General features: G+C 71.4%; 21 protein-coding genes and 2 tRNA genes. 11 read left to right on the top strand and 12 right to left on the bottom strand.

Features of this window, described 5'->3' with window-relative positions; genetic code table 11:
* From ABD205_RS08015 to ABD205_RS08005, 3 genes are all read left to right on the top strand, one after another.
* A partial coding sequence (locus tag ABD205_RS08015; protein WP_344044179.1) for a cyanophycinase occupies positions 1 to 1,016 on the top strand: 1,016 nt, incomplete at its 5' end.
* 210 nt (positions 1,017 to 1,226) lie between these two features.
* Positions 1,227 to 1,299: transfer RNA gene (locus ABD205_RS08010), tRNA-Lys, on the top strand.
* Between the two features lie 113 nt (positions 1,300 to 1,412).
* Positions 1,413 to 2,399 (top strand): hypothetical protein, encoded by a 987-nt coding sequence (locus ABD205_RS08005; protein WP_344044178.1) that lies wholly within the window; start codon positions 1,413 to 1,415, stop codon positions 2,397 to 2,399.
* A 42-nt stretch (positions 2,400 to 2,441) separates the two neighbouring features.
* Here ABD205_RS08005 and ABD205_RS08000 read toward each other — a convergent pair whose 3' ends face one another.
* Complete coding sequence (locus tag ABD205_RS08000; protein ID WP_344044176.1) at positions 2,442 to 3,899, bottom strand: NAD(P)/FAD-dependent oxidoreductase; 1,458 nt, start codon at positions 3,897 to 3,899, stop codon at positions 2,442 to 2,444.
* 282 nt (positions 3,900 to 4,181) lie between these two features.
* Here ABD205_RS08000 and ABD205_RS07995 point away from each other — a divergent pair, with 282 nt between their 5' ends.
* From ABD205_RS07995 to crcB, 3 genes are read left to right on the top strand one after another with little or no spacing between them, the layout of a single operon-like run.
* Positions 4,182 to 5,066, top strand: coding sequence for an ATP-binding protein (locus ABD205_RS07995; protein ID WP_344044174.1), 885 nt, complete (start codon positions 4,182 to 4,184; stop codon positions 5,064 to 5,066).
* A gap of 54 nt (positions 5,067 to 5,120) precedes the next feature.
* On the top strand, positions 5,121 to 5,615 hold the full coding sequence (locus tag ABD205_RS07990; RefSeq protein WP_344044172.1) for a fluoride efflux transporter FluC: 495 nt from the start codon (positions 5,121 to 5,123) through the stop codon (positions 5,613 to 5,615).
* Positions 5,612 to 5,980: a fluoride efflux transporter CrcB gene (gene crcB / locus ABD205_RS07985; RefSeq protein WP_344044170.1), complete on the top strand. Its 369-nt coding sequence runs from the start codon at positions 5,612 to 5,614 to the stop codon at positions 5,978 to 5,980. The genes ABD205_RS07990 and crcB overlap by 4 nt, the downstream gene beginning before the upstream one ends.
* Before the next feature lie 8 nt (positions 5,981 to 5,988).
* Here crcB and ABD205_RS07980 read toward each other — a convergent pair whose 3' ends face one another.
* From ABD205_RS07980 to ABD205_RS07960, 5 genes are all read right to left on the bottom strand, one after another.
* A complete protein-coding gene (locus ABD205_RS07980) occupies positions 5,989 to 6,345 on the bottom strand; it encodes a metallopeptidase family protein (protein WP_344044168.1) in 357 nt (118 codons plus the stop codon).
* A 19-nt stretch (positions 6,346 to 6,364) separates the two neighbouring features.
* Entirely contained in the window at positions 6,365 to 6,766 is a 402-nt protein-coding gene (locus ABD205_RS07975; RefSeq protein WP_344044166.1) for a hypothetical protein, read from the bottom strand.
* Between the two features lie 68 nt (positions 6,767 to 6,834).
* Positions 6,835 to 6,908 (bottom strand) — tRNA-Asp (locus tag ABD205_RS07970).
* A 70-nt stretch (positions 6,909 to 6,978) separates the two neighbouring features.
* Positions 6,979 to 11,889, bottom strand: coding sequence for an NAD-glutamate dehydrogenase (locus ABD205_RS07965; RefSeq protein WP_344044164.1), 4,911 nt, complete (start codon positions 11,887 to 11,889; stop codon positions 6,979 to 6,981).
* Between the two features lie 85 nt (positions 11,890 to 11,974).
* On the bottom strand, positions 11,975 to 12,952 hold the full coding sequence (locus ABD205_RS07960) for a LacI family DNA-binding transcriptional regulator (RefSeq protein ID WP_344044162.1): 978 nt from the start codon (positions 12,950 to 12,952) through the stop codon (positions 11,975 to 11,977).
* A gap of 115 nt (positions 12,953 to 13,067) precedes the next feature.
* Here ABD205_RS07960 and ABD205_RS07955 point away from each other — a divergent pair, with 115 nt between their 5' ends.
* The 4 genes from ABD205_RS07955 to ABD205_RS07940 are packed head-to-tail and all read left to right on the top strand — an operon-like array spanning position 13,068 to position 17,516.
* Positions 13,068 to 14,423 carry an MFS transporter gene (locus tag ABD205_RS07955; protein ID WP_344044160.1) on the top strand — a complete coding sequence of 452 codons (1,356 nt, stop codon included), beginning with the start codon at positions 13,068 to 13,070 and terminating at the stop codon, positions 14,421 to 14,423.
* Positions 14,420 to 14,884 carry a type II 3-dehydroquinate dehydratase gene (gene aroQ, locus ABD205_RS07950; protein WP_344044158.1) on the top strand — a complete coding sequence of 155 codons (465 nt, stop codon included), beginning with the start codon at positions 14,420 to 14,422 and terminating at the stop codon, positions 14,882 to 14,884. Before ABD205_RS07955 ends, aroQ begins: the two co-directional genes overlap by 4 nt.
* Positions 14,881 to 15,729, top strand: coding sequence for a shikimate dehydrogenase (locus ABD205_RS07945; protein WP_344044156.1), 849 nt, complete (start codon positions 14,881 to 14,883; stop codon positions 15,727 to 15,729). The genes aroQ and ABD205_RS07945 overlap by 4 nt, the downstream gene beginning before the upstream one ends.
* The gene (locus ABD205_RS07940; protein WP_344044154.1) at positions 15,726 to 17,516 is read left to right on the top strand and encodes a sugar phosphate isomerase/epimerase and 4-hydroxyphenylpyruvate domain-containing protein; all 1,791 of its coding nucleotides are present in this window, start codon (positions 15,726 to 15,728) and stop codon (positions 17,514 to 17,516) included. The genes ABD205_RS07945 and ABD205_RS07940 overlap by 4 nt, the downstream gene beginning before the upstream one ends.
* 18 nt (positions 17,517 to 17,534) lie before the next feature.
* Here the strand turns inward: ABD205_RS07940 and ABD205_RS07935 are convergent, their stop codons facing one another.
* Together ABD205_RS07935 and ABD205_RS07930 are read right to left on the bottom strand one after the other, a co-directional pair.
* The gene (locus tag ABD205_RS07935) at positions 17,535 to 18,581 is read right to left on the bottom strand and encodes an FAD:protein FMN transferase (RefSeq protein ID WP_344044152.1); all 1,047 of its coding nucleotides are present in this window, start codon (positions 18,579 to 18,581) and stop codon (positions 17,535 to 17,537) included.
* Complete coding sequence (locus tag ABD205_RS07930) at positions 18,578 to 18,868, bottom strand: hypothetical protein (RefSeq protein ID WP_344044150.1); 291 nt, start codon at positions 18,866 to 18,868, stop codon at positions 18,578 to 18,580. Before ABD205_RS07930 ends, ABD205_RS07935 begins: the two co-directional genes overlap by 4 nt.
* Before the next feature lie 309 nt (positions 18,869 to 19,177).
* Here ABD205_RS07930 and ABD205_RS07925 point away from each other — a divergent pair, with 309 nt between their 5' ends.
* Positions 19,178 to 20,380, top strand: a complete 1,203-nt coding sequence (locus ABD205_RS07925; protein WP_344044148.1) for a GGDEF domain-containing protein — start codon at positions 19,178 to 19,180, stop codon at positions 20,378 to 20,380.
* Between the two features lie 67 nt (positions 20,381 to 20,447).
* Here the strand turns inward: ABD205_RS07925 and ABD205_RS07920 are convergent, their stop codons facing one another.
* From ABD205_RS07920 to ABD205_RS07905, 4 genes are all read right to left on the bottom strand, one after another.
* Positions 20,448 to 20,954 carry an AMIN-like domain-containing (lipo)protein gene (locus ABD205_RS07920; RefSeq protein WP_344044146.1) on the bottom strand — a complete coding sequence of 169 codons (507 nt, stop codon included), beginning with the start codon at positions 20,952 to 20,954 and terminating at the stop codon, positions 20,448 to 20,450.
* A gap of 178 nt (positions 20,955 to 21,132) precedes the next feature.
* A complete protein-coding gene (locus ABD205_RS07915; protein WP_344044144.1) occupies positions 21,133 to 23,508 on the bottom strand; it encodes an ABC transporter permease in 2,376 nt (791 codons plus the stop codon).
* 9 nt (positions 23,509 to 23,517) lie between these two features.
* Positions 23,518 to 24,240, bottom strand: a complete 723-nt coding sequence (locus tag ABD205_RS07910; protein ID WP_344044142.1) for an ABC transporter ATP-binding protein — start codon at positions 24,238 to 24,240, stop codon at positions 23,518 to 23,520.
* A 132-nt stretch (positions 24,241 to 24,372) separates the two neighbouring features.
* The coding region (locus ABD205_RS07905) for a hypothetical protein (protein WP_344044140.1) at positions 24,373 to 24,552 on the bottom strand (180 nt) is incomplete at its 5' end.

The raw sequence follows: 24,552 nt of genomic DNA, 5'->3' as shown, positions 1-24,552 counted from the left end.
ACGCCGACGAGAACAACGCCGCCGCCAACGGGCTCTACTACGCCGACCTCTTCGCCAGGTACGGCGCCGCGACCTATGTCGTGCCGGTCGACACCACCGAGAACGCCTTCCCGGGCGACGCCTACGGACCCGCGGCGGCCGACCGCGCCACGGTCGCGCGCGAAGTGCGCCGGTCGACGGGCGTGTTCTTCGGCGGTGGCGACCAGATGGACTATGTCCGGACCCTCCAGCACTGCCGCCCGGCCCCGCTCGAGGCGTTCACTCACTGCACGCCCAGCGCCGTCCTGTCCGCCGTCGGGGACCTCCTCGACGAGGGAGGCGTCGTCGCCGGCGTGAGCGCCGGCACCACCATCCAGCAGGGTGCCGACATGATCACCGGCGGCGAGTCCTACGAAGCCTGGCGCGACGGCGCCACTCCCGGCTACCTCGACGATCCCGCGGCACTCGGCTACCTCCCGAGCGGCGGCTTCGGCTTCTTCAGCGGGGCGATGCTCGACAGCCACTTCACCACCTGGGGCCGACAGGCACGGATGATCCGCCTGGCCGCCGACACCGGACACCGACACGTCATCGGCATCGACGAGACCACCGCCCTCGTCGTACGGCGCCAGAGCAGGCAGGCCGAGGTCATCGGCCGGCACGGAGTCTCCATCCTCGAGGTCACGCCCCGGACCACAGGGTGGACCTATCTCACCGCGGGCGACCGCGTCGACCTGCGGACGTGGAAGGTGCGGCCCGCGCCACACTCCTCCGCACTCGTCGGAACCGGCCCCGCCGCCGCTCCCGTCGTCGACGTCTGGGACTCGGCCACAGCCGACGAACCCGGCTCCTACACCCTCCGGAACCTCGCCGTCGACCTCGTGCACTCAACCGCCCGGGAGGCGAGCGGGACGACGTACGAGGACGGCCCTCGGTACCGCACCGTGCTGCGCCGCACCTCGGCCACCAGCGCCTGGGAGCACGGCAACGTCACGTCGTTCGCCGACCTCGAGCTCGACATCGCTACGACGGGCTAGCCGACATCACGACCTGCACCGGGGCACGCGTCTGGGTCATCCGGGGCAGTGAACCCCAGCGACATTGTCCCGAGGTTTCTCCCGACGACCCTGGCCCTCTGCAACCCATGCGTCACGTCGATCTGTCTGACTGCGATACTGGGCTCGCATGCGGCGGCGCGGCTCGCCACGAACTGTGGTGGACACTACGGGCTGAAGCACGCATGTCCCGGGCCCCTAGCTCAATTGGCAGAGCAGCGGACTTTTAATCCGTTAGTTGTGGGTTCGAGTCCCACGGGGCCTACTCGCCAGCGATCCCCGGCGTCCAGGTGGTCCACGGCCGGGCGGTCAGCCGGGTGGTGGAGTCCGACCGTTCGTACGATTCCGCCCCGGGTCCGCGGGTTCTAGCGTCTGAGCATGGCGGACGACTCGGTGGCCACAGGCGGGGAGGGCGACCTCTTCGACCGTTGGCTCGCGCATCGGGAGGGCGAGGACCACTCCGGTGGACAGCTGCGGGCAAGCACCGTGCCGCCCAAGTGGGCACCCCAGGTCGTCGTCCCTCGTGACGAACCCGAGACTCCCGCGGACGTGCTCCGCGACGCGTCCGTAGCACCCGTGCCCGTCGCGCCCGAGCCGGTGGTCGAGGCGGTCGTCGAGGTTGACGTCGCCGCACCGGTCACGGAGGCACCCGTTGAAGACGAGCCCGTCGCGGACGAGCCGGTCGCCGAGGAGCCGGTCGTCGAGGAGCCGGTCGTCGAGGAGCCGGTCGTCGAGGAGCCGGTCGCCGAAGAGCACTCCGTCGAACAGTCCGTCGTCGAACAGCCCGTCCACGAAGAGCCCGTCCACGACGAGCCGGCTCCGACCCGACAGCTCCCGGTGCCCGAGCCGCCCATCGACGAGGACGATGCCGAGGACGAGCCCGAGCCGGCGGCCGAGCCTCAGCTCGGTCCCCAGGGCGAGCCCCCGGTCCGGATGACGTTCCGGCCACGTACGCGGGCCCGCACAGCCGTCGGCATCGGCGCCCTGCTCGCGGCGACCGCCAGCGTGGTCGGCTGCTACGTGGCGGCGCGGGAGAGGGACGAGGCCAGCATCGGCATCGCCGTCACGCTGTGGGTGCTGACCGGCATCATCTGGGCGGTGCACTCCGGCACCAGCGTCACGCGACTGTCGGTGCGAGGCGGCCAGCTCCACGTCGTCCGGCAGGGAGTGCGCACCACGATCGACCTGACGAGCAGCTACACGCCCGTCGAGGTCCACGGCCGCCCCGGCAAGCACGGGTGGAGGGTCGTCTTCCGACGCCGCGACCTGAGCACGTTCGTGATCGACCCCTCGATGGTCGACCCGACGGAGTTCATGCGCGTGCTGCGGTACTACCGCCCGGGCGTCGACGCCGAGGCGAAGTAGTTCGGGACGCTCGCGTGGGGAGCGTCCCGAACTACCGGTGGGTCACGCCGGGGTGTGGACGCCGCGCTCACCTGCGTCGGTGAGGCGGACCTCCTCGGCGGCCGTCCTCTCCAGCTCCAGGCGTCTCGCCTCGTCGGCGGCGGCGCGCTCGGCGTCGTACTGTCCCGGCGGCGAGACGAGCGATGCCGCGCCACCCTCGAGTCGCTCGAGCGCGGATCGTCCGAAGATCTGCTGCAGGGTCGTCGTACGCTCCGCGCGGCCGCGGCCGAGGAACGAGACGAACCAGTGCAGGACGGCCGTGAGGCGGTTCTTGAAGCCGGTGATGTAGAAGAGGTGGACCGCCAGCCACATCAGCCAGGCGATGAAGCCGGTCAGCTTGAGGTTGCCGACCATGGCGACCGCCTTGAAGCGGCTGATGGTCGCCATCGAGCCCTTGTCGAAGTACTTGAACGGGCCCTGCGAGGGCTTGCCCTCGAGACGGCGCTCGATCTCCTTGGCGGCGTACTTGGCGCCCTGGATGGCGACCTGCGCCACGCCGGGCAGGTGGTCGAGGTTGATCATGTCGCCGACGACGAACACCTCCGGGTGCCCGGGCAGCGTGAGGTCGGGGTTGACGGCGATCCGGCCCGCGCGGTCCAGCGGCGCGCCGGTCTGCTCCGACAGGGTCTTGCCGAGCGGGGAGGCCTGCACACCGGCGGCCCAGATCTTGGTGACGGTCTCGACGCGCTCGACGCGACCGTCCTTGAACTTCCACTCCAGGCCGCGCTCGTCGACCCCCGTCACCATCGCGCCGAGGACGACCTCGACGCCGAGCTTCTCCAGCGCGACCTTCGTCTTCTCGCCGAGCTTGGCGCCGAAGGGCGGCAGCACCTGCGGGGCGGCGTCGACGAGGATGACGCGGGCGTGCTGCGTCGTGATGAGCTTGAAGTCGCGCTTGAGGGTCCGGTTCGCCAGCTCGGCGATCTGGCCGGCCAGCTCTACGCCGGTCGGGCCGGCGCCGACGACCACGAAGGTCAGCAGGTGGTCGATCGGGTCGCCGCGCCGCGCCGCGAGCTCGGCCAGCTCGAACGAGCCGAAGATGCGCCCGCGCAGCTCGAGCGCGTCGTCGATGCTCTTCATGCCGGGGGCGAACTCGGCGAAGTGGTCGTTGCCGAAGTACGACTGTCCCGCGCCGGCGGCGACGATCAGCGAGTCGTAGCTCACCGAGATCGGCCGGCCGAGCAGCTCCGAGGTGACCGTGCGGCCCTCCAGGTCGATGTCGGTGACCTCGCCGAGCAGCACGGTCGCGTTCTTCTGCCCGTGCAGGACCTCACGGGTGGGTGGCGCGATCTCTCCCTGCGACAGGATGCCCGTCGCCACCTGGTAGAGCAGCGGTTGGAACAGGTGGTGCGTCGTCTTCGCCACCATCGTGACGTCGACGTCGGCGTGCTTCAGGGCCTTGGTGCCGAACAAGCCGCCGAATCCGGACCCGATCACCACGACCTGGTGACGATCTGACATGTCCCTACCTCTCCGTAACCGACCGAGCGAACTCGATTTTGAACGTTCCAGACTATTCTCTCGCGCGTCGTTGCCAGGCTCAAAGCGGTACCCCGTCTGTATCCTCACACTCGCCGGCGGGAATGTGTCCAGCCTGTCGGACCGCCACTTCCGCGTGGTCGGTTTGGAGAGCGGTCCACGCGGGTATGACCCCCACGAAGCTCTCAGATGTCTCAGCCTCACCGGAGGACCGCTGTGCCGCTCAGCAGACCGGCCCTCACCCTGCCGCCAGGGCCCAAGGGTGTGCAAGACGCGCGCCGCTGGGTGGTGCGGACGTTCGAGGACATCCGGCGCGACGACCTCCTGGACTGCGCCGAGCTGGGCGTCTCCGAGCTCGTCTCCAACGCGATCCTGCACGGGGCGGACCCGATCCAGGTGCGGGTGCGCGGCACGGTCGGCCACCCGCGCGTCGAGGTCCGCGACGCCTCCGTCGAGCAGCCCGTCCTGCCCGCCCCTCTCGCGATGGGCGACGACGACGAGCTGCTCCTCACCTTCGGTCGCGGGCTCTCGATCGTGGCCCGCAGCGCCCGTGCCTGGGGCGCGGAGATCGAGGCCGATGGCAAGGTGATCTGGTTCGAGCCCGCCGAGGACTTCACCGAGGACGACGGCGTCGACGGCGTCATCAGCGTGCTCGCACCGCCCGACGACGCACACGCCGCCGAGGACGCAATCGACGTCGTGATCCTCGGGGTCCCACTCAAGCTGTACGTCGGCTTCCAGACCCACTTCCGCGAGCTCCGCCGCGAGGTCCGTCTCCTCGCGCTCGCCCATGCGGCCGACTACCCCCTCGCCGACGACCTCTCGGTGCTCTTCACCGCCCTCGAGACCGAGCTGCACGCCGGGATCGGGCTGGCCGAGTTCGTCGAGGCGCCGACCGAGGGCTCGACCGCCGCCGACCTGACCGTCCGGATGCCCCGATCGGCCGCACCGACGCTGGAGCGCTTCCTCACGCTGCTCGACCTCGCCGACGAGTTCTGCCGCCAGGAGCGGCTGCTGTCGCTCGCCCGCACCGAGGAGCAGCGGGCGTTCCAGACCTGGTTCCTCGGTGAGTACGTCCGGCAGGCCCAAGGATCCACGCCGACCGCCTGGCCCGGCCTTCCCGAGCACCTGCACGCCGTCGGCCAGTAGGCTCCGAGGGCCATGGTGCCCCGAAATCGACGCAGCGGCCGGCTGGATCACGAGGTGGAGGCTGACCTCCACCGACTGCCGCTCGACTCCGACGTCACCGCCGCACCGAGCGCGGCGACACTGCGGGAACTGGTCGCCGACAACGCCGACCTGCTGCCGGTCATCGCCGTCGGCGGCGCACTGGGCTCCCTGGCGCGCTGGGGCTTGTCAGAGGCGTTCCCGCACGGCCCGGACGAGCTGGCCTGGGGCACCGTCATCGCGAACGTCGCCGGCTCCCTGCTGCTCGGACTGCTGATGGCGTTCGTCCTCGACGTCTGGTCCGAGCGGCGATACGTCCGGCCGTTCCTCGGCGTCGGGGTGCTGGGCGGGTTCACCACCTTCTCGACGTACGAGCTCGACGCGCGGGGGCTGTTCGCGACCGGCCGCCCCGGCCTCGCGCTGGCGTATCTCGGCGGCTCGGTGCTCGCGGCCCTCCTGGCGGTCCTCATCGGCGTCGTCGCGGGTCGTGCCGCCATCGACCGGCGACGCGACCGTGAGCTGACCCGATGACGGCGCTGCTGGTCGTCGCGGGCGGCCTGATGGGCGCGCCGGCACGCTACCTGACCGACCTGGTCGTGCAGTCCCGGCACTCCTCGCGGCTGCCCTGGGGCACGCTGACGGTCAACGTGGTCGGCTCGTTCATCCTCGGCCTGGTCGCCGGACTCGCCTCAGCGCACCACGCCCCGGTCTGGGTGCTCACGCTCGTCGGCACGGGGTTCTGCGGGGCGCTGACGACCTTCTCGACGTTCTCCTTCGAGACGTTCCGGTTGCTCGACGAGCGGATGTGGTGGACCGCCGCCCTCAACGTGGCCGGATCCGTCGCGGTCGGGCTGGCCGCCGTGTCGCTCGGCTTCTGGCTCGGCTCGCTGGGGTAACCGACGACCTACGACCAGCCCAGCTGGTGCAGCCGCTCGTCGGAGATGCCGAAGTGGTGGGCGACCTCGTGGACGACGGTGATCCGGACCTCGGCGACGAGCTGCTCCTCGGAGTCGCACAGGTCGAGCAGCGGGCCGCGGAAGATGAGGATCCGGTCCGGCAGGGCCCCGGCGTACCGGCTGTCCCGCTCGGTGAGGGCCACGCCGTCGTAGAGCCCGAGCAGGTCGGCGGGCTCGTCCTCGGGCGGCTCCTGCTCGACGAGTACGACGAGGTTGTCGACGAGCGACGCGAGCGACTCGGGGATCTCGTCCAGGGCGTCGACGACGAGCTCGTCGAACCGCTCCGGCGACACGTCGATGGGCACACCCCGAGCGTAGGCGGCGTCAGGTCGCGATCAGGTCCTCCGCGGTCGCCAGGGCGACGATGCCGGCGGCTCGCGAGGCCAGCGCAGGATCGCTGGCAACGAGCGCGTCCGCCTGCAGGGTCGCGACGGCGACGTACTCCGCCTCGCGCACGCTGGCCCAGCCGTGCTCGAGCGCCAGGTCCCACGCCGTACGCCGCGACACACGGTCGCCCAGGAGGCGGATCCGGGTCTCGGTCATCCGCACGTGGCACCGCAGCGCGTCGCGCTCCTTCCGCCGCCCGTTCCGGACGTCGTCGAGGAGGATGTCGAGCCCCTCGACGAGGATCGACTTCGGGGCGACGATCTGGTGGGCGGGGTCAGCCGCGAGCCCGTCGTCGACGAGCCGCAGCAACGTGAGGGCGTCGATCGCATAGCGCGCCATGGCACCCGAGCCTAGGCCCGGAAAGCAGCGAGAGCCGCCCAGTTTCCTGGGCGGCTCTCGCATCTGTGCGACCCCGACGGGACTCGAACCCGCGGCCTCCGCCGTGACAGGGCGGCGCGCTAACCAACTGCGCTACGGGGCCTTGCTTTTCTCCCTGCGGGAGCGGTGGAACTCTAACCCATGGGCCCCACCGCATCCCAATCGGCAGGAGATCAGACCGACAACAGCCCCCGCACGACCCGCAGGCCGACCGACATCCGGGCCAGGTCGGCCTCGTCGTCGGCACAGATCTGCTGGAGCGTCGCGGCGGCGCGGCTGACCACCTCGGCCTCGCCCTCCTCCCACTCGGCGATCCGCGCGAGCGTGGAGTCCTCCGCCGGGGTGGCCCGCAGGATCTGCGCCGTGAGCCGGGTGTGCACGCTGTGGAGGTCGTCGCGCAGCGCGGCCCGCGCCATCGTCTGCCACTTGTCGTCGCGCGGAAGGGCCACGATCTTCTGCAGCAGGATCGGCAGCCCGAGCCGCTCGCCGAGGGCGAAGTGCAGGCGGGCGACCTCGTCGAGCGGCAGGTCCTCCCGCTGAGCGGTCTCGACGACGCCGAGGAGCATGTACGCCGGCGGCAGCACCGCGACCCGGCGAGCGAGCTCCGCCGGCACCCCGCGCCGCTCCAGTCTCGCCTGCCGCTCACCGAACGCCTCCAGCTCGCGACCCGTCATCAGGTCGGGCAGCTGGGCCATGGTGGCCTGGACGGGCGCGGCGAACTGCTCCACGGTGGCCACGCTGTCCAGCGGGGAGCGCCGGTTCGTGACCAGCCAGCGGGACGCTCGCTCGACCAGGGTGCGCATCTCGATCCGCATCCGGGTCAGCACGGCGGCGTCGAGCTTGTTGTCCCAGGACCGGAGCTCGGTGCGCAGAGGGAGCGACCCGAAGACCTCGCGGGCCACGAAGTTCGCCCGGGTCAGGTCGGCCACGCTCGCACCGGTCTCGTCGGCCAGTCGCGGCCAGTAGGTCATGCCCGCGCCGTTGACCAGGTCGTTGACCACCTGGGTCACGATGATCTCCCGGCGCAGCGGGTGCGCCTCGATCTGACTCTGGAAGCGCTCGCGCATCGGCGTCGGGAAGTAGGCCTTGAGGTCGAGGTCGAGGTACGGGTCGTCCGGCAGCTCGCCGGCCAGCAGCCTGTCGGCCAGCACGATCTTCGTCCAGGCCATCAGCACGGACAGCTCGGGCGGGGTGAGCCCGACGCCGCGCTCGAGCCGCCGGCGTACCTCGGCGCGTGACGGCAGCCCCTCGATCTCGCGGTCGAGCGTCCCGGCGCGCTCGAGCTCGCGCATGAAGTCCTCGTGCACGTGCAGCAGCGAGGGCGCGTGAGCGACCGCGTTGGCGATGGCGATGTTCTGCTCGTAGTTGTCGCGCAGCACCAGCGACGCGACCTCGTCGGTCATCTCGGCGAGCAGAGCGTTGCGCTGCTTGTTGGTGAGGTCGCCGTCCTTGACGACACGGTCGAGCAGGATCTTGATGTTCACCTCGTGGTCGGAGGTGTCCACGCCGGCGGAGTTGTCGATGAAGTCGGTGTTGATCCGACCGCCCTCCTGGCTGACACCGCCCACGTCGCCGCCGCGCAGGACGTACTCGATCCGGCCCGCCTGGGTCAGGCCGAGGTTGCCACCCTCCCCCACGCACCGTGCGCGCAGCTGCGAGCCGTTGACCCGGATCGCGTCGTTGGCCTTGTCCCCCACGTCGCCGTGCGTCTCGGCCTCACCCTTGACGTAGGTGCCGATGCCACCGTTCCAGAGCAGGTCGACCGGCGCCTGCAGGATCGCCTTCATCAGCTCGGCCGGCGTCATCTTCTCCACGCCGGCGTCGATGCCGAGGGCCGTCCGGACCGCGTCGTTGAGCGGGATCGACTTCAGCGAGCGTGGGTAGACGCCACCGCCCTCGGAGATGAGCCTCTTGTCGTAGTCCTGCCAGCTCGACCGGGGCAGCTCGAAGAGCCGCCGGCGCTCGGCGTACGACGTCTCGGCATCCGGACCGGGGTCGAGGAAGATGTCGCGGTGGTCGAAGGCGGCGACCAGCCGGATGTGCTCCGAGCAGAGCATCCCGTTGCCGAACACGTCACCGCTCATGTCGCCGATGCCGACCGCGGTGAAGTCCTCCGCCTGGCAGTCGATGCCACGCTCGCGGAAGTGCCGCTGCACCGACACCCAGGCGCCGCGGGCCGTGATGCCCATCGCCTTGTGGTCGTAGCCGACCGAGCCGCCACTGGCGAACGCGTCGCCGAGCCAGAAGCCGTAGTCGTGGGCCACACCGTTGGCGATGTCGGAGAAGGTCGCGGTGCCCTTGTCGGCCGCGACGACCAGGTAGGAGTCGTCCCCGTCGTGGCGTACGACGTCGCGCGGCGGCACCGTCTTGCCGTCGACCAGGTTGTCGGTGATGTCGAGGAGCCCCGAGATGAAGGTCTTGTAGCAGGCGACTCCCTCGGCCAGCCACGCGTCGCGGTCGGCGCCCCCTGTCGAGTTCTGGGGAGGCAGCTGCTTGCAGAAGAACCCGCCCTTGGCGCCGACCGGCACGATGACCGTGTTCTTCACCATCTGCGCCTTGACCAGCCCGAGCACCTCCGTGCGGAAGTCGTCGCGCCGGTCCGACCAGCGCAGCCCCCCGCGGGCGACCGCGCCGAAGCGCAGGTGCACACCCTCGACGCGTGGCGAGTAGACGAAGATCTCGAACTTCGGCCGGGGCTGGGGCAGGTCCGGGATCGCCGACGGCTCGAGCTTCAGGGAGACGTACGCGTGCGGGCCGCCGGTCGACCCGTCCTTCTGGAAGTAGTTGGTGCGCAGCGTCGCCTTGATGTGCGTGAGGTACGAGCGGAGGATCCGGTCGTGGTCGAGGCTGGCCACGTCGTCGAGTGCGGCCAGGATCCGCTCCTCGAGGCGCTCCTCATCCGCCGCCTCCCCCCGGACCGGGTCGAAGCGGGCCTCGAAGAGGGACACCAGCATCCGGGTGATGTCGACGTTCCCGCGCAGCGCGTCCTCGATGTAGTCCTGCGCGAACGGGCTGCTGCACTGGCGCATGTACTTGGCGTACGCCCGGAGCACGGTGGCCTGTCGCCAGGTCAGCCCGGCGCCGAGGACGAGCCCGTTGAAGCCGTCGGTCTCGTTCAGCCCGTCCCACACCGCGCGCAGCGCGTCCTGGAACAGCTCGCCGGAGCCGCTCGGCAGGTCCTTGCCGTATCGCAGCCCGAACTCGTAGATGACCGAGTGCCGGTCCAGCCCCTCGAGCTCGTAGGGCCGTTCGTCGACGACCTCGACGCCCATCGAGGCGAGCATCGGCAGCACCTCGGAGAGCGAGAGCGGGTCGCCGATCCGGTAGACCTTGAGCCTGACCTCGCCAGGGCTCGCGTCGAGTCGCTCGTAGAGCGACAGGTCGAGGCCGCTGTCCTCCGGACCGTTGGTGCGGATGGCCTCGAGCCGGCCGAGGTCGACCGCCGCGCTGCGCGGCGCGTAGTCCTCCTTGTAGCCCTCCGGGAAGGACTCGGCGTACCGACGGCCGAGGCTGGTGCCGACCTCCTCGCCGAACTCAGCGATCACGGCCTGGATGAAGTCGTCGCGCCACGAGCGCGACGCCTCGGCGAGCCGGCGCTCGAGGTCGGCGAGGTCGACGTCGGGGACCTGGTCGCCCTTGGGGAGGTGGACGACGAAGTGGACGCGGGCGGTCGTCGACTCGTTGATGCGGACCGTGAACTCGATGGACTCGCCGTGCAGACGGTCCTGGAGGATCCGCGCGAACCGCTCGCGGACCGCCGTGTTGTAGCGGTCGCGCGGCAGGTAGACGAGGACGGAGACGTAGCGGCCGTACGTGTCGCGTCGGATGAACATCCGCAGCGCACGGCGCTCGCGAGCGCTCATGGCGGCCTCGGCCATCGGCGCCAGCTCGTCGACGGGGGTGTGCAGCAGCTCGTCGCGCGGGTAGGTCTCGAGGGTGTCCATCAGCGACTTGCCGGCGTGGCTGCGGGGGTCGAAGCCGCTGTGCTTGAGGACCGCCTTGGCCTTCTCGCGGATCAGCGGGATCCGCATCAGCGACTCGGTGTACGCCGCGCTGGCGAGCAGGCCGAGGAAGCGACGCTCGCCATCGACCTCGCCGTTCGCGTCGAAGGTCTTGATGCCGACGTAGTCGAGGTACGCCGGGCGGTGCACGGTGGCCCGCGAGTTCGCCTTGGCCAGCACCAGCAGCGTCTTCTCGCGGGCCTTGGCCTTGACCGCGTCGGGGAGCCGACCGAACGACTCCGACATCTCCTGGTCGGCGCGCAGGATGCCGAGGCCGGTCCCCGGGACGGCGCGGAGGAACTCGTCGTCGCCGCGGCTCTCGAGCTTGTACTCCTTGTAGCCGAGGAAGGTGAAGTGCTCGTCGGCGAGCCACTCGAGGAGCTCGGCCGCCTGGCGCACCTCGTCGGCGTCGAGCGGCGGCGGGTCGGTGCGGAGCTGGTCGACGATCACCTCGACCTGGGCGTCCATCTTGCTCCAGTCCTCGATCGCCTCGCGCACGTCGCGGAGCACCCGCTGGATGTCGTCGATGATCTCTGCGGGGTCGTCGCCCTCGGGCAGCCGGTCGATCTCGACGTGCATCCACGACTCGCGGACGGCCTCGCCCTCGGGCTCCAGCGCGCCGTCGGGCACGACGGCCATCGACTGCAGGGCGCCGGTGATGTCGCGGACGACGTCGAAGGCGGGGTGGATCACCACGTGCACGTCGCGCAGCTGGCGGGACAGCTCCATCGTCAGCGAGTCGACGAGGAACGGCATGTCGTCGACGACCACCTCGACCACGCTGTGCCCGCTGGCCGACCACCCGGTCTCGGCGAGGGTCGGCGTACCGACCCGGACGCGCGCGGTGCCCTGCGGGCGCGCGAGGGCGAGCTTGTAGTGCTCGGCGAACGCGCCGTAGATGTCGACGTCGCTGCGGTCGACGAGGTCTTCGGGGGCCACGTGGCGGTAGTAGGCGTGAAGCAGCTCCGCGATCTGGTCGTGGGGTGGCCCGCCGGTGCCCTTCCCCGACCTGGCGAGCTCGATCGCCTGGTCGATCAGCTCTGCTTTGACCTGCTCTGATGTCTCGTGCGTCGTCGCTGACACGCCTCCGACATTAGTCGCCAGGAGCGACGTTCGCTGGCAGACCCCGGTCGCGCCGTCGTACCTCGAACGCCTCGGCGCCCGGGCCTCACGCCGCCGGGCCGCTGGACGCCCGGATCTTGAGCTCGGTGGGCGCGATGACGGTCGGCGTGCCGGAGCGGTGGAGCAACACCTCGATCGCGGCCGCACCCGCCTCCTGCGTGCGCTCGGCGAGGGTGGTCAGGGGCGGGTGGCAGAAGTCCGCCCCGAAGATGTCGTCGAAGCCGACGACGCTCACCTCCTCCGGCACCCGGACTCCACGGTCGGCGAGCCGGCGCATGACACCGATCGCCAGCATGTCGTTGTGGCAGACCACCGCCGAGGCCCCCGACGCGATCGCCGCCTCGGCGGCCGCCGGGCCACCGTCGAGCGTCGGCGCGTACGGACCGAGCCGTGTCGCGAGCATCCGCCGTGCCCGGGCCGCCGTCTCGAGCCCCGCCCATCGCTGCGCCCCGGACCAGGACTCGGCGGGTCCGGCCAGGAACACCAGCTCGCGGTGGCCGAGCGAGGCCAGGTGGTCGACCACCTGACGGGTGGCGGACTCGTAGTCGGCCACGACGCAGGCGACGTCGGGGACCACCCGGTTGACCAGGACGACACGGTTGCGGGTCGCCGCACGGCGTACGTCGGCATCCGGCAGCCGCGGCGCCGCGAGGACGAACCCGTCGACGGCCGGTCCGAGCCGCTCCAGCAGGCGCGCCTCGACCGCGGGGCTCTCCTCGGTGTCACCGAGGACGAGCGTCTTGCCGGCGGCCCCGACCGCCCGTTCGGCTCCCTTGATGATGCCGCTGAAGAACGGGTTGGTGATGTCGGGGACGAGCAGCGCGACGGTGTCGGTGCGGCCCGAGCCCATCGCGCGCGCCGCCGGGTTGGGCACGTATCCCAGCCGCTCGGCGGCCTCGAGGATCTGCTGCCGGGTGCGCGGGTTGACGCGCCCGGGGACGGTGAAGGCACGGGAGACGGTGGACGCCGCAACGCCCACCTCCGCTGCCACGTCGTTGATCGTCGGCCGCCTTCGGATGGTCACGGACCCATCATGGCAACAAATGGCAAACGCTTGCCATGTGACGGGCGCCACTCTTAACGTCGCTGGAATCTCGCGGGTCAATCGGGACCCACGACCGAGAGAAGGCAACCCGGACATGACCCAGGACATGACCCAGGACCACACGCCCGTCCGCACTCCGGTGAGAGCCGCGGTCGCGGCCTGGACGGGCAGTGCGCTCGAGTACTACGACTTCGCCATCTACGGCACGGCCGCCGCCCTGGTCTTCCCGAAGGTCTTCTTCCCCGACGGCAACCCGACTGCCGCGACGATCGCCTCGTTCGCGACCTTCGGCGTCGGTTACGTCGCCCGGCCGATCGGCTCCTTCTTCATGGGCCACATCGGCGACCGGCTCGGCCGCAAGAAGATCCTGACCGGGACCATCCTGCTGATGGGCCTGTCGACCTTCCTCGTCGGCTGCCTGCCGACCTACCACCAGGTGGGCCTGCTGGCCCCGGCGCTGCTGGTCGCCCTGCGGCTCGTGCAGGGTCTGAGCGCCGCCGGCGAGCAGGCCGGTGCCAACTCGATGTCGTTCGAGCACGCACCCGACGACCGCCGCGGCTTCTTCACGAGCTTCACCCTCAGCGGCACTCAGGGCGGCCAGGTGCTCGCTCCGGCGGTCTTCCTCCCGCTCGCCGCCGTGCTCTCCGACGACGCGCTGACCAGCTGGGGCTGGCGGATCCCGTTCCTGCTCAGTGCCGTCGTGATGATCGTCGGTTTCCTCATCCGCCGCTCTCTCGAGGAGACCCCTGAGTTCCGCACCGAGCAGGAGGCGGGAGTTGTCGCGAAGGCTCCGCTGGGCGAGCTCTTCCGCCACCACTGTGCCGGTGTCGTCCGCGTCTTCTTCGCAGCGTTCATCGCCATGATCAACACGACCTTCGCCGTCTTCGCGCTCAGCTTCGCCACCGACCAGGGCGGCATCAGCAAGACCGCCATGCTGTGGCTGGCGATCGTCGCCAACGTCGTCGCCGTGCTCACGATCCCGCTGTGGGCCTCCCTGTCGGACCGGATCGGCCGCAAGCCCGTGTTCGTCTCCGGCCTCGCCGGCAGCGCCGTCCTCGTCACGTTGTTCCTGTGGCAGATCTCCGAGGGGAGCACGGCACTCGTCTTCGTCCTCGGGGTGGCGCTGGCAGGCTTCGTCTACAGCATGACGAACGCGGTGTGGCCCTCGACGTACGCCGAGTACTTCCCCACGAGCGTCCGACTCTCCGGCATGGCCATCGGCACGCAGTTCGGGTTCGGCCTGGCCGGGTTCACCCCGACGATCGCCGGCTGGCTGCTCGATGGTGACGCCTCCAACTGGGGCAGGGTCGCGCTGTTCGCCGTCGGCGCGTGCGCCATCTCCGCCGTCGCGGTCCTGACAGGTCCGAGCGGCACCCACCACGTCCCCACCCGCGAGGTCGGCAGCACCCCTCGTCCTGTGCGGGTCGGCTCGCTGGAGGCGGCCCGGTGACGCGCCCGGTGATCGCCGTCCTCAACGGCGCCAACCTGAACCTGCTCGGCGAGCGCGACCCGGCGGCGTACGGCCGGGCGACCCTGGCCGACGTCGAGAGCCTGTGCCGACGGACCGCCGACGAGCTCGGCTACGACCTCGACTTCCGGCAGACCAACCACGAGGGCGTGCTCGTCGAGCAGCTCCACGAGGTCAGGGCGAGCGCGGCCGGCGTCGTGCTCAACCCGGCCGCTCACACGCACACGTCGGTCGCGGTGCGCGACGCCGCCGCCGTGGTGAAGGGGCCCGTGATCGAGGTGCACCTCAGCAACATCCACCGGAGGGAGCCGTTCCGGCACCACTCGTTCATCTCCGAGGTGGCCGACGGCGTCGTCGCCGGCTGCGGCCCGCACGGCTACGCCTTGGCCCTGCGCCAGGTCGACCATCTGGTCCGGACGAGCGAGAGGAGCGACGAGCGGTGAGCGGCTCCTACGTGCTGGGCCTCGTCGGCGCGGGCATCGACCGCTCGCTCACGCCGGCCATGCAGGAGGCCGAGGGCCGCGCACATGGCCTGAGCCTCGGCTACCGGATCGTCAACGCCACCACCCATGGTCTCGGCGTCGACGACCTGCCTGACCTGCTCCGGTGGGCCCACCGGCTCGGCTTCGACGGTCTGAACGTGACCCACCCGTTCAAGCAGGCCGTGGTCCCCCTCCTCGACGAGCTGTCGGACGCGGCCCACGACCTGGGCGCGGTCAACACGGTCGTGATCCGCGACGGTCGGACCTTCGGCCACAACACCGACTGGTCGGGCTACGCCCGCGCGTTCCGTGAGGCCCTCCCCGACGCGGCCGGCGACAGGGCCGTGATGATCGGGGCCGGCGGTGCCGGCGCCGCCGTCGGCTACGCGCTGCTCAGCGAGGGGGTCAGCCACGTCGACGTCTACGACGTGGACGCCGACCGGGCAGCGGCAGCCGTCGTACGTCTGGCGAAGCGCTTCGGCGACGCCCGCGTGGAGGCCGTCGGCGACCTCCCCTCGGCCGTCGCAGGAGCCGGCGGCGTCGTCAACGCCACCCCGATCGGGATGCACGGGCACGAGGGACTGCCGCTGGCGGCCGACCTCCTGGAGCCGCGTCACTGGGTCTCGGACGTCGTGTACTTCCCGCTCGAGACCGAGCTCATCGGGCTCGCCCGCTCGCGGGGGTGCCGGGTGGTCCCGGGCGGCGGCATGGCGGTCGGCCAGGCGGTCGGCTCGTTCGAGCTGTTCACCGGTCGCCCGGCAGATGCGGAGCGGATGTCGCGTCACTTCGCGGAGCTGACCCGATGAGCAGCCTCCGCCTGCGTCGCGGGATCGCGACCGTCTCGCTCTCGGGCCTGCTCGCCGACAAGCTCACCGCGGCCGCCGCGGCGGGTTTCGACGGTGTCGAGATCTTCGACAACGACCTGATCGCGAGTCCGCTCTCCCCCGCCGAGGTGGCGAAGCGGTGCGCCGACCTCGGCCTCTCCGTCGACCTCTTCCAGCCGGTCCGCGACGTCGAGGGCGTCAGTCCTCGCGCGTTCGCGACGGCCGAACGCCGGTTCCGGGCCAAGCTCGCGGTCGCCGCCGGCCTGGGTGCTCGCGTGGTCCTGGTGTGCTCGAACGTGCAGGCGGACGCGGTCGACGATCCCGACCTGTCGGCGGCCCAGCTGGCCCGGCTCGGCGACCTGGCCGCGGAGCACGACATCGCGATCGCCTACGAGGCGCTGGCGTGGGGACGCCACGTCGACCGGGTGGGTCGGGCCTGGGACATCGTCCAGCTCGCCGACCACTCGCACGTCACGCTGGCGGTCGACACCTTCCACATGCTCTCGCGCGGCGACGGCGCCGAGGCGCTCGACGGTGTCCCGGGCGGGAGGATCGGCTTCCTCCAGGTCGCCGACGCGCCCGTGCTCGACATGAACGTCCTCGAGTGGAGCCGCCACCACCGTTCGTTCCCCGGCCAGGGCACGATGGACGTCGCGGCCGTGGTCGAGAAGGTCGTCTCCGCGGGGTACGACGGCCCGCTCTCGCTCGAGGTCTTCAGCGACGTCGTGAGGGAAGCCCCCGCCGCGGACACCGCCCGCGACGCGATCCGCTCGTTGGCCTACCTCGAGGACGAGGTCGCCCGACGGCTGCCGGATGCCGAGCCTGTCGCGCCGGCGACACCTCGTCGTCTCGACGGCGCGTTCGTCGAGCTGTCGTCGAGCGCCAGCCTGGAGGACCTTCTGGGCCGACTCGGCTTCTCGATCGCCGGCTGGCATCGCCACAAGCCTGTCGTGTGGTGGCGCAACGGCGGCGCGAACGTCCTCGTCAACCAGGCGGCGCGGACGCCCGCTCTGGGCCTTCGCGCCTCGCCCGCCACCGACGTCGCCCGCCGTGCCGCCCAGCTGGGATGGTCCAGCGTCACCGTCGACCGCGCCGCCGACGACACCCCGCTGCCCGGGATCACGTCACCCGTCGGCATCCCGGTCTTCGTCAGCGGGGAGGGCAGCGACGACTGGCGCTCCGACTTCGCGGAAGGACCGCAGTCGCCGGGGCCGAGCGACGGTTGGGCCGGGATCGACCACGTCGGCATGGGGGTGCCAGAGGGCCGGCTCAACGAGGAGGTGTCCTTCCTGCACGCCCTGCTCGGGCTGCAGGCCAGCCCGCTGGAGGAGTTCGTCGACCCCCACGGCCGGGTCCGCAGCCGCGCCTTCGAGCCGTGCGAGGGGGACCTCCGCCTCGTGGTCAACGTCCTGGACACGACGGACGCACGACGGGAGGCGAGAGCGGACGGGATCAACCAGATCGCCTTCGCGTGCCACGACCTCGTGCGCGAGGTGCGACGACTCCGCGCGAACGGCGTGCCTCTGATCGCCGTACCGGACAACTACTACGACGACCTGGCCGCGCGATTCGACCTGACGCCCGACAGGGTCACCGAGCTGCGCGAGCTCGGCATCCTCTACGACCGCGTCGGGGACGGGGAGCTGCTGCAGGCCTTCACCCCGGTCCTGGGGCAGGGCTTCTACCTCGAGCTGCTGGAACGACGCCACGGCTATCGCGGGTACGGCGCCGCCAACGCCCACGTGCGCCTCGCCGCCCAGCACCTCTGAGTGGGCCAGCGACCGGGCTCATCGCGCGCTCCTGGCCTCCGCGGGCCAGTCGCCCAGCGTGACCACCTGGCCGTCGGCGCCGACCATGCGCGCCGGCACCCCGAGCGATCGGAGCCAGGCCGGGGCCCGCTCACCGCGTACGACGGCGGCGGTCGTCAGCGTGTTGGCACGCACGCACGTCGGAGCGGCGACCGTGACCGTGCGCCACACCGGCTGCGCGGGAAGCCCTGTCCGCGGGTCGATGATGTGGTGCCTCAGGCGCCCGTCCTGCACCCACGTCCGGCGCAGCGTGCTCGAGGTGGCGACGGCGTGGCCTGCAGGAAGCGCGATCGAGGTCTCGGGCTGGGTCGGGCCGTCCGATACGCGGATCCGCCACCCGCCCTCGGGGCCGGGGCCGGCGGTCGCGATGTCACCGCCCAGGCTGACGAGCACACCCGTCCCCAGACCCGACGCGATCGCCAGCGCGATGCGATCGCTCGCGAAGGCCTTCGCCGTCGCTCCGAGGTCCAGACCCAGCCCGGCCGGGACCGAGAGGGAGCCGTCGTGCAGCCGGACGTCACGCCAGCCGAGCTCGCGTGCGACGGTCACGTCGTGCCCCTGTGGCGTCCGGAGCCGCCGGGTCGACAGCGGTCGGCGTGACACGACCGGCAGGCGCGTGAGGTCCGACCCACCTGCGAGGAGCGCGAAGTCACGGTCGTAGCCGATCTCCCGCATGGCCCCTGCCAGGCACGGGTCGACGTCACCGTCGGTCTCCTGCGCAGCGTCCAGGGACGCGCGCACCAGCTCGGCCAGCAGCGGGCTCACCGCGGTGGGGCCGGCGCCACGCTCCAGCGCGACGACCTCGGAGTCCTCCCGGAAACGGCTGGCGGCACGGTCGACGTCGTCCAGCAGCCCGCGCGCGACCTCGACCGCCGGGCCCAGCAGCTCCGGCTGCCGCACCACGATCCGGGCCCGCGTCGACCAGACGTCCCACTCCGCGACGTCCGGCGCGACCTGCACCGCACGCAGCGCGTCCGGCGGAGGAGACTCCCGGATCGCGATGTCCGACATCCTGGGCGTGCTCATGAGCCGCTCGTCGTCGCCTGGGTGGTGCCCGAGGTGGAGCCGACCGACGTGGCTCCCGAGGCCGACTGAGTGCCGCTGGAGGACGTCGACGAGCCACTCGACGAGGAGCTGCCCTGATCCGTCGAGTTCGCGGCGCACGCACCCAGCGCGACGGTGCCGGCCAACGTGGCGGCCATCAGGGCGGCCCTGCGTCGGCGCCTGCGGCGGACGAGATCGCCCTGCGGTGGCGCGAGGCTCCACAGAGCCGGGTCGTCGCGGTCGGAGCCTGTGCCAGGAGATGTCACCATGCGGTCCACCTTCTGCGCCGACCTTGTGCGAAGCCCCTCGGCGCGTCTGTGCGTCGGCTGTGAGCCGTCGCCCACCACCTCCGCACGCCTGCCGCTCGGGGCTCGCCCACCACCCGCGCGGACTCCGGGGCGCGGTCGGGCAGGCCGTCACACCGCACGTGGTCTACGGTCGTCTCGCCGATGCTCCCGCAGCGTCGCGCGGGATCGCAGACCTCGGGAACAGGGCGGGTGGAGATGACGACAGGAGCGCGGCAGAGCCGTCGTACGGAGGACGCCGATCGGGCAGCGTCGCGGCGGCCCCTCCGTTGGGTGTATCGGCTCTACCTCGTCGCGACGATGGTCGCCACGCTCGTCCTGCCGGTCGCTCTGATGCCGTTCGGCCACGAGCGCGGTCAGGGCAGCGCGGTCGGGGTCGCGCTGGTCATCGTGGTGGCATCGGTGCTCAACGTCGAGATCGGCCGGTGGCTCGAGGGCGGGATGTCCGGCAGCCAGCGCCCGCACAAGGCGCTGTCGGCCTGGGCGTTCGCGTCCGCACTGCTGCTCCCCACCTGGTGGCTGCTGCCGGTGGTGTCCTTCACCTACGCGCACGCCTGGTGGCGAGGGCTGAGGGTCCCGGTGTGGAAGTGGATCGGCTCCGGGGCCTACCTCGTCCTCTGCGGTACGACGGCGGCCGTGACCGCCGCCGCGATCGCGGGTCCGGAGGTCGACCTCATGGCGGGCTCCGGCCTGAGGGGGCTGGTCGCCGTGCTGGCGGCGGCCGGTGCCTTCCTGGCGGTCGAGACCCTGCTCTTCCACGGCAGCGCTTACCTCAACCGGCCCGAGAGCGAGGTGTGGCTGCGCAAGACGCTGCGCAGCAGGTCGTTCTACCTGACCGAGACCGGGGTCCTGCTGGTCGGCGGTCTCTCGGCCGCGATCTGGACCGGTGCGGCGTGGTTCCTCGTCCTCCTCATCCCGGTCTACGGACTGACGCAGCGCGCTGTGCTGCACGAGCCGTTGCAGGAGCGCGCGGACGGCGACGAGAAGACCGGGGTGCTGCGGTTCGAAGCCTGGCGGCGTGTCGCCGACCTGGGCACGCAGCGCTGCCTGCGCCGGGGAGAGCCCTGGGCGGTGCTGTTCGCTGACATCGACCACTTCAAGCGGTTCAACGACACGTGGGGCCATCTCGCAGGAGACCGAGCACTCGCCGCCGTCGCCCAGACCCTGGTCCGCACCGTGGCCGCGGCGATCGGGGACCGAGGCGTCGTCGGACGATTCGGCGGGGAGGAGTTCTGCGTGTTCCTCAGGTCCACCGAGCTCGAGGCCACCGAACTCGCCGACCGGATCCGCGCCGCGGTCGCCCAGCTCGACATGGCGGAGGGATCTCCGCTGACCGTCAGCGTCGGCCTCGCCTCCGTCCCGCCGGGAGCGCTCGTCGGGATCGAGGCGGCGCTGGACCACGCCGACCGCGCGCTGTTCCAGGCCAAGGAGGCCGGTCGCAACGCGACGCGCGTCCAGCTCGTCGGCATCCGCTGAGGGGCGACCCTCAGGACGTGCCTGCGCGCGGACGACCGCGGACCGGGGAGAGCACCACGGCTCGTCGTCAGGTGTGCTTGAAGTCGATGACCAGTCGCTGCGGATCGTCGAGCCGGAAGATCCGGTAGGGCGCGCGCCGCGGCCGCAGCCCGAACGCGAAGCTGACCTGTCCCTCGAAGTCGCCGGTCATCGCGATCCCCTTGAGCGCAGGGAAGCCGGGTCGGACCAGGCGCGGGCCGCGGTAGACGTCGGCCCCCGCCCCGTTGTGCGCGTACGCCGGCACGAGCACGACCTGCAGGCCACCTCGGATCGGCACCGGCAGGCCGGAGGCGTCGTGGAAGAACCGCCGGTGGTAGGTCGCCCGGTAGCCGGGGATGCGTCCCGCGAAGCGGATGACGACCCGGTCGAAGCGCGGGTGTTGTGCATACCGCAGGTCGACCACACGTGGGTGTCTGGCGGCCGGGTTCGTCCAGGTGGTCGCGGTCGTCTCCCAACCCGGGACGGCGGTGGCAGGTGGTGCCGTCAGGCCGAGCGTCGCCACGATCGCGACGACGAGCACGATGACTCTCTTCATGGTCGGCTCCCTCGGAGCGGCGTTGCCGGATGGCATCGAAGGCCGCGCCTGACGGCCGCTCGGTCTCACCTGTCTACTCGCCAGGCAGCGTGCGCGCCAGAGGCTGCTCCCGGCTCGGTGGCGCCGGGACCGGCTCCCGGTTGCGCAGGAGTCGGGTGCTCCGACGACGTCAGGCGCCTCATGCGTAGCGCAGGGCGTCACCGGGGCGGAATCGGACCGCCCGTCGCACCGGCAGGACCAGCACGAGCAGAGCCAGCACGGTCGTCCCGACCAGCGCGACGACGACGTTGCCGGGCGGGAACACCACCGGGAGGCGCACGTCGACGACCTCCCACACCAGCCGCACGATCAGGCGTGTGAGGAGGTAGCCGAGCGGGATCCCGGCCAGCCAGCCGGCGACGGCCAGCACGACCCCTTCGGTCGTGAAGATCCGGCGGATGTCACGGGCCCGTGCCCCGATGCTGCGCAGGATCCCGATCTCGCGGGTGCGCTCGAGCACGTTCGTGGTGATCGCGTTGGCGAGGCCCACCATGCTCATCGCGACGATGAGGAACCCGAGCACCGCGATGGTCGTCGTCAGGGAGCTGTTCGCGGCGACCTCGTCCCGCTCGGCGACGTACCGGATCTCGCTGACGACCTCGTAGCCCTGTGCGGCCAGGCGGTCCTCGAGGAGGGCGGTCGTGCGATCCACGACCCTCGGATCCCCTGAGACGGTCTTGATCCAGTAAGCAGTGGCCGAGGTCGGCCTGTCGAGGAGGGTTCGGGCGGTGCTGAGCGGGACGTACAGCGCGGTCCCGCTCTCCTGCTGGTTCGTGGCGACGCCGATGACGCGGAACCGGGCTGCTCCCGCGGCCGTGTCGAGGGTGACCGTGTCACCGACGGCGATGCCGAGGTTCTGGGCGATGTTGCGCTCGATCACGGCCACCTGCGCGCCCCCGAGGTACTCCTTCGCGTCGAACCACCGGCCCTCGGCCAGCCGGTAGCGGAAGAGCGGATCCTGCTCCACGCCCCACACGAACGCCTCCCGTCCGCGGAGTCCCACGGTGTTCTTCAGGACCGGTTCGGCCTCGGCGACCCCGGATGTCGTGACGATGGTCCGGCGTGCCCGGTCGTCGAAGGGTGCGCGGCCGCTCGTGGCGATCTGCACGTCCTCCAGGTGCGAGCCCCACGAGGCGCGCGTGCTGTCCGTCGCCGCCTGGGCGAGCGCGAGGACCGAGAGCAGGTTGCCGACCGCGAGGGCGACGATCGCCGCAGTGGCCACGCTGCGCCGCTTGCGGCGCCCGACGTTGCGGAGCCCGATCTGCATGACGCGGGGTAGGAACGACGTACGACGCAGGGCCCGGTCGACCGCGTCAGCACCTCCTGTCGCCGAGCCGGTGGCCTCGAGCGCCTCGCGCAGCTGCACGTGGAGCGCACGGCGGATCGCGGGCAGGGCGGCCAGCGGTGGAGCCACGAGCCCGACCAGCACGCTGGCCAGGACGACCTTCCCGTCGACGCCGAAGCCGACGTGCACCGCCCAGTAGGTGGCGCCGAAGTAGCCGGCCAGCAGGCTCGAGAGCAGGATGCCGAGCATCGTCCCTGCCACGGCACCGACCGCCCCCAGCAGGAGCGCGGTCCGGGTGTACACGAGGGCGACCTGCCTGCGCCGGGCCCCGATCGCGCGCATCACCCCGATCTCACGGGTCTGCTCGGCGACCAGGGTGCTGAGCGTGTTGGAGACCAGGACCGCTGCGGAGATCAGCGCCAGGACGGTGATCACACCCAGGAGCTTGGCGAACTGCTCCGTGTCGGCCCTGCCCGGCCAGTCGCCGGGCGCGCGGATCGACGGCAGGTCCGTCAGGCCGGCGTACCCGGACACCGTCGCCAGCTGGCGGCGAACCCGTTCGACGGTCGCCCGCGCGGCGGTCGGGGTCGTGTCGTCGAGGCGCAGGGCCAGCTCGCCGTACCCCGGCTCGCCGCTCAGGCGCGCCACCGTGGCCGCAGGCGCGTAGAGCACGACGATCTTGTCGTCCTGGACCTGCTCTCCGCCCGGCAGGCTGCGCCCACGACCGCTGAGGGCGAGGTCGGCCCGCTCGCCTCCGGCACCGACCAGCGTCACGGCGTCACCGGCGACGCCGTCGTAGACGCCGGTGTTCTCGTCCTGGACGTCGGCCAGGAGCTGATCGGGTCCGGGCACCGACCCGGACTCGACGCGCACGAGGTCGACGCCCTGGTGTGCGAAGTCGCGCACGCCGATCACGCGCGCGGGCGCGCGGCGCTCCCCGATGAGCACACGGGCGTCCACGCTGGACCGGGCCTCGACGGCCGCGACGTTCGGGAGGCGGGCCAGGGCGGCCAGGTCAGCGTCGCTGAGCACGACCGGTCGCAGGCTGAGGGTGACGTCCGCCAGCCGACCCGCGCGGACCTCGTCCTGCATCGCCTTGTCGATCAGGGCCGGGACCGCGAAGAACGAGATGCTCGCGACCGCGATCGCCAACGTCAGCAGCGTGAAGATCGTTCGGGCGGGCCGGCGGGACAGGTCGGTGACCGAGAGTCGGTGCTCGGCGGACAGCATGACGAGCCCTCACTCTCCGACGACGCGGCCGTCGCGGATCTCGACGACCCGGCGGGCGCGCGCGGCGAGGTCCCGATCGTGCGTCACGAAGAGGATCGTCTTGCCGTCGCGGTTGAGCCGGAGGAAGAGCTGGAACATCTCGTCCGCGGTGACCGTGTCGAGGTTGCCGGTCGGCTCGTCCCCGACGATCAGGCCGGGGTCGGCCGCCAGGGCGCGCGCGATCGCGACCCGCTGCTGCTCGCCGCCCGACAGCTCCGCCGGCAGGTGATCGACCTTGTCCCCGAGCCCGACGACCTCCAGGTTGTGCCGCGCCTGCTCGAAGCGGTCGCGCTTGGATCCACGACGCAGGAAGTCGAGGGGCAGCGCGGCGTTCTCGAGCGCGGACAGGGTCGGAAGCAGCTGGAAGAACTGGAAGACGATCCCGACGTTCGCCCCACGCCAGACCGCGAGCTCCTCCTCGCTCAGGTCGTCGAGACAGGTGCCGTCGATCGTCACCGCCCCGACGGTCGGACGGTCGATGCCGGTGATCACGTTCAGGAAGGTCGACTTGCCGCTGCCCGACGGCCCGACGACGGCGACCATCTCGCCACGGGCGATGGACAGGTCGACACCTCGCAGGGCGCGATACTCGAGCTTCCCCGTCCGGTAGACCTTCTCGACGCCGGCAAGCTCGATCAGGGTCGACGGCGGCGCCACCGCGGCCGGCTCTCGGCTGGTCATCGCTTCGCTCATCGCGCGCTCCTGCCTTCACTCCTTGCAGGATCGAACGGCTGGTGAGCGCTCGGTAGGGCCTTTGGGCCCGTCGGCCCGGGGCATCCGGCAGCCGTGGCCACGGCCGGATCGGGCGTCGGACTCAGGCCTGCCTCAGTCCACGCTCTCGTCGTAGTGAGCTGCTCGTCTCCGCTCGAGTCGCCAGTGGACTTCGTGGGTGCTCGGATGTCTCCACTCGCGCAGCCTGTACTCGAAGCCCGGAAGCAGCACGATCGGGATCGGATCAGGAGATGCGGGGGCCACGGCACCGACCACGATCTTGGCCTCGGCGGT

Source organism: Nocardioides panacihumi (assembly GCF_039530925.1).
In the GTDB taxonomy this organism is placed as follows: domain Bacteria; phylum Actinomycetota; class Actinomycetes; order Propionibacteriales; family Nocardioidaceae; genus Nocardioides; species Nocardioides panacihumi.
Note: the sequence above shows the minus strand (reverse complement) of the source record. Positions and strands in the feature narration are given on the sequence as shown.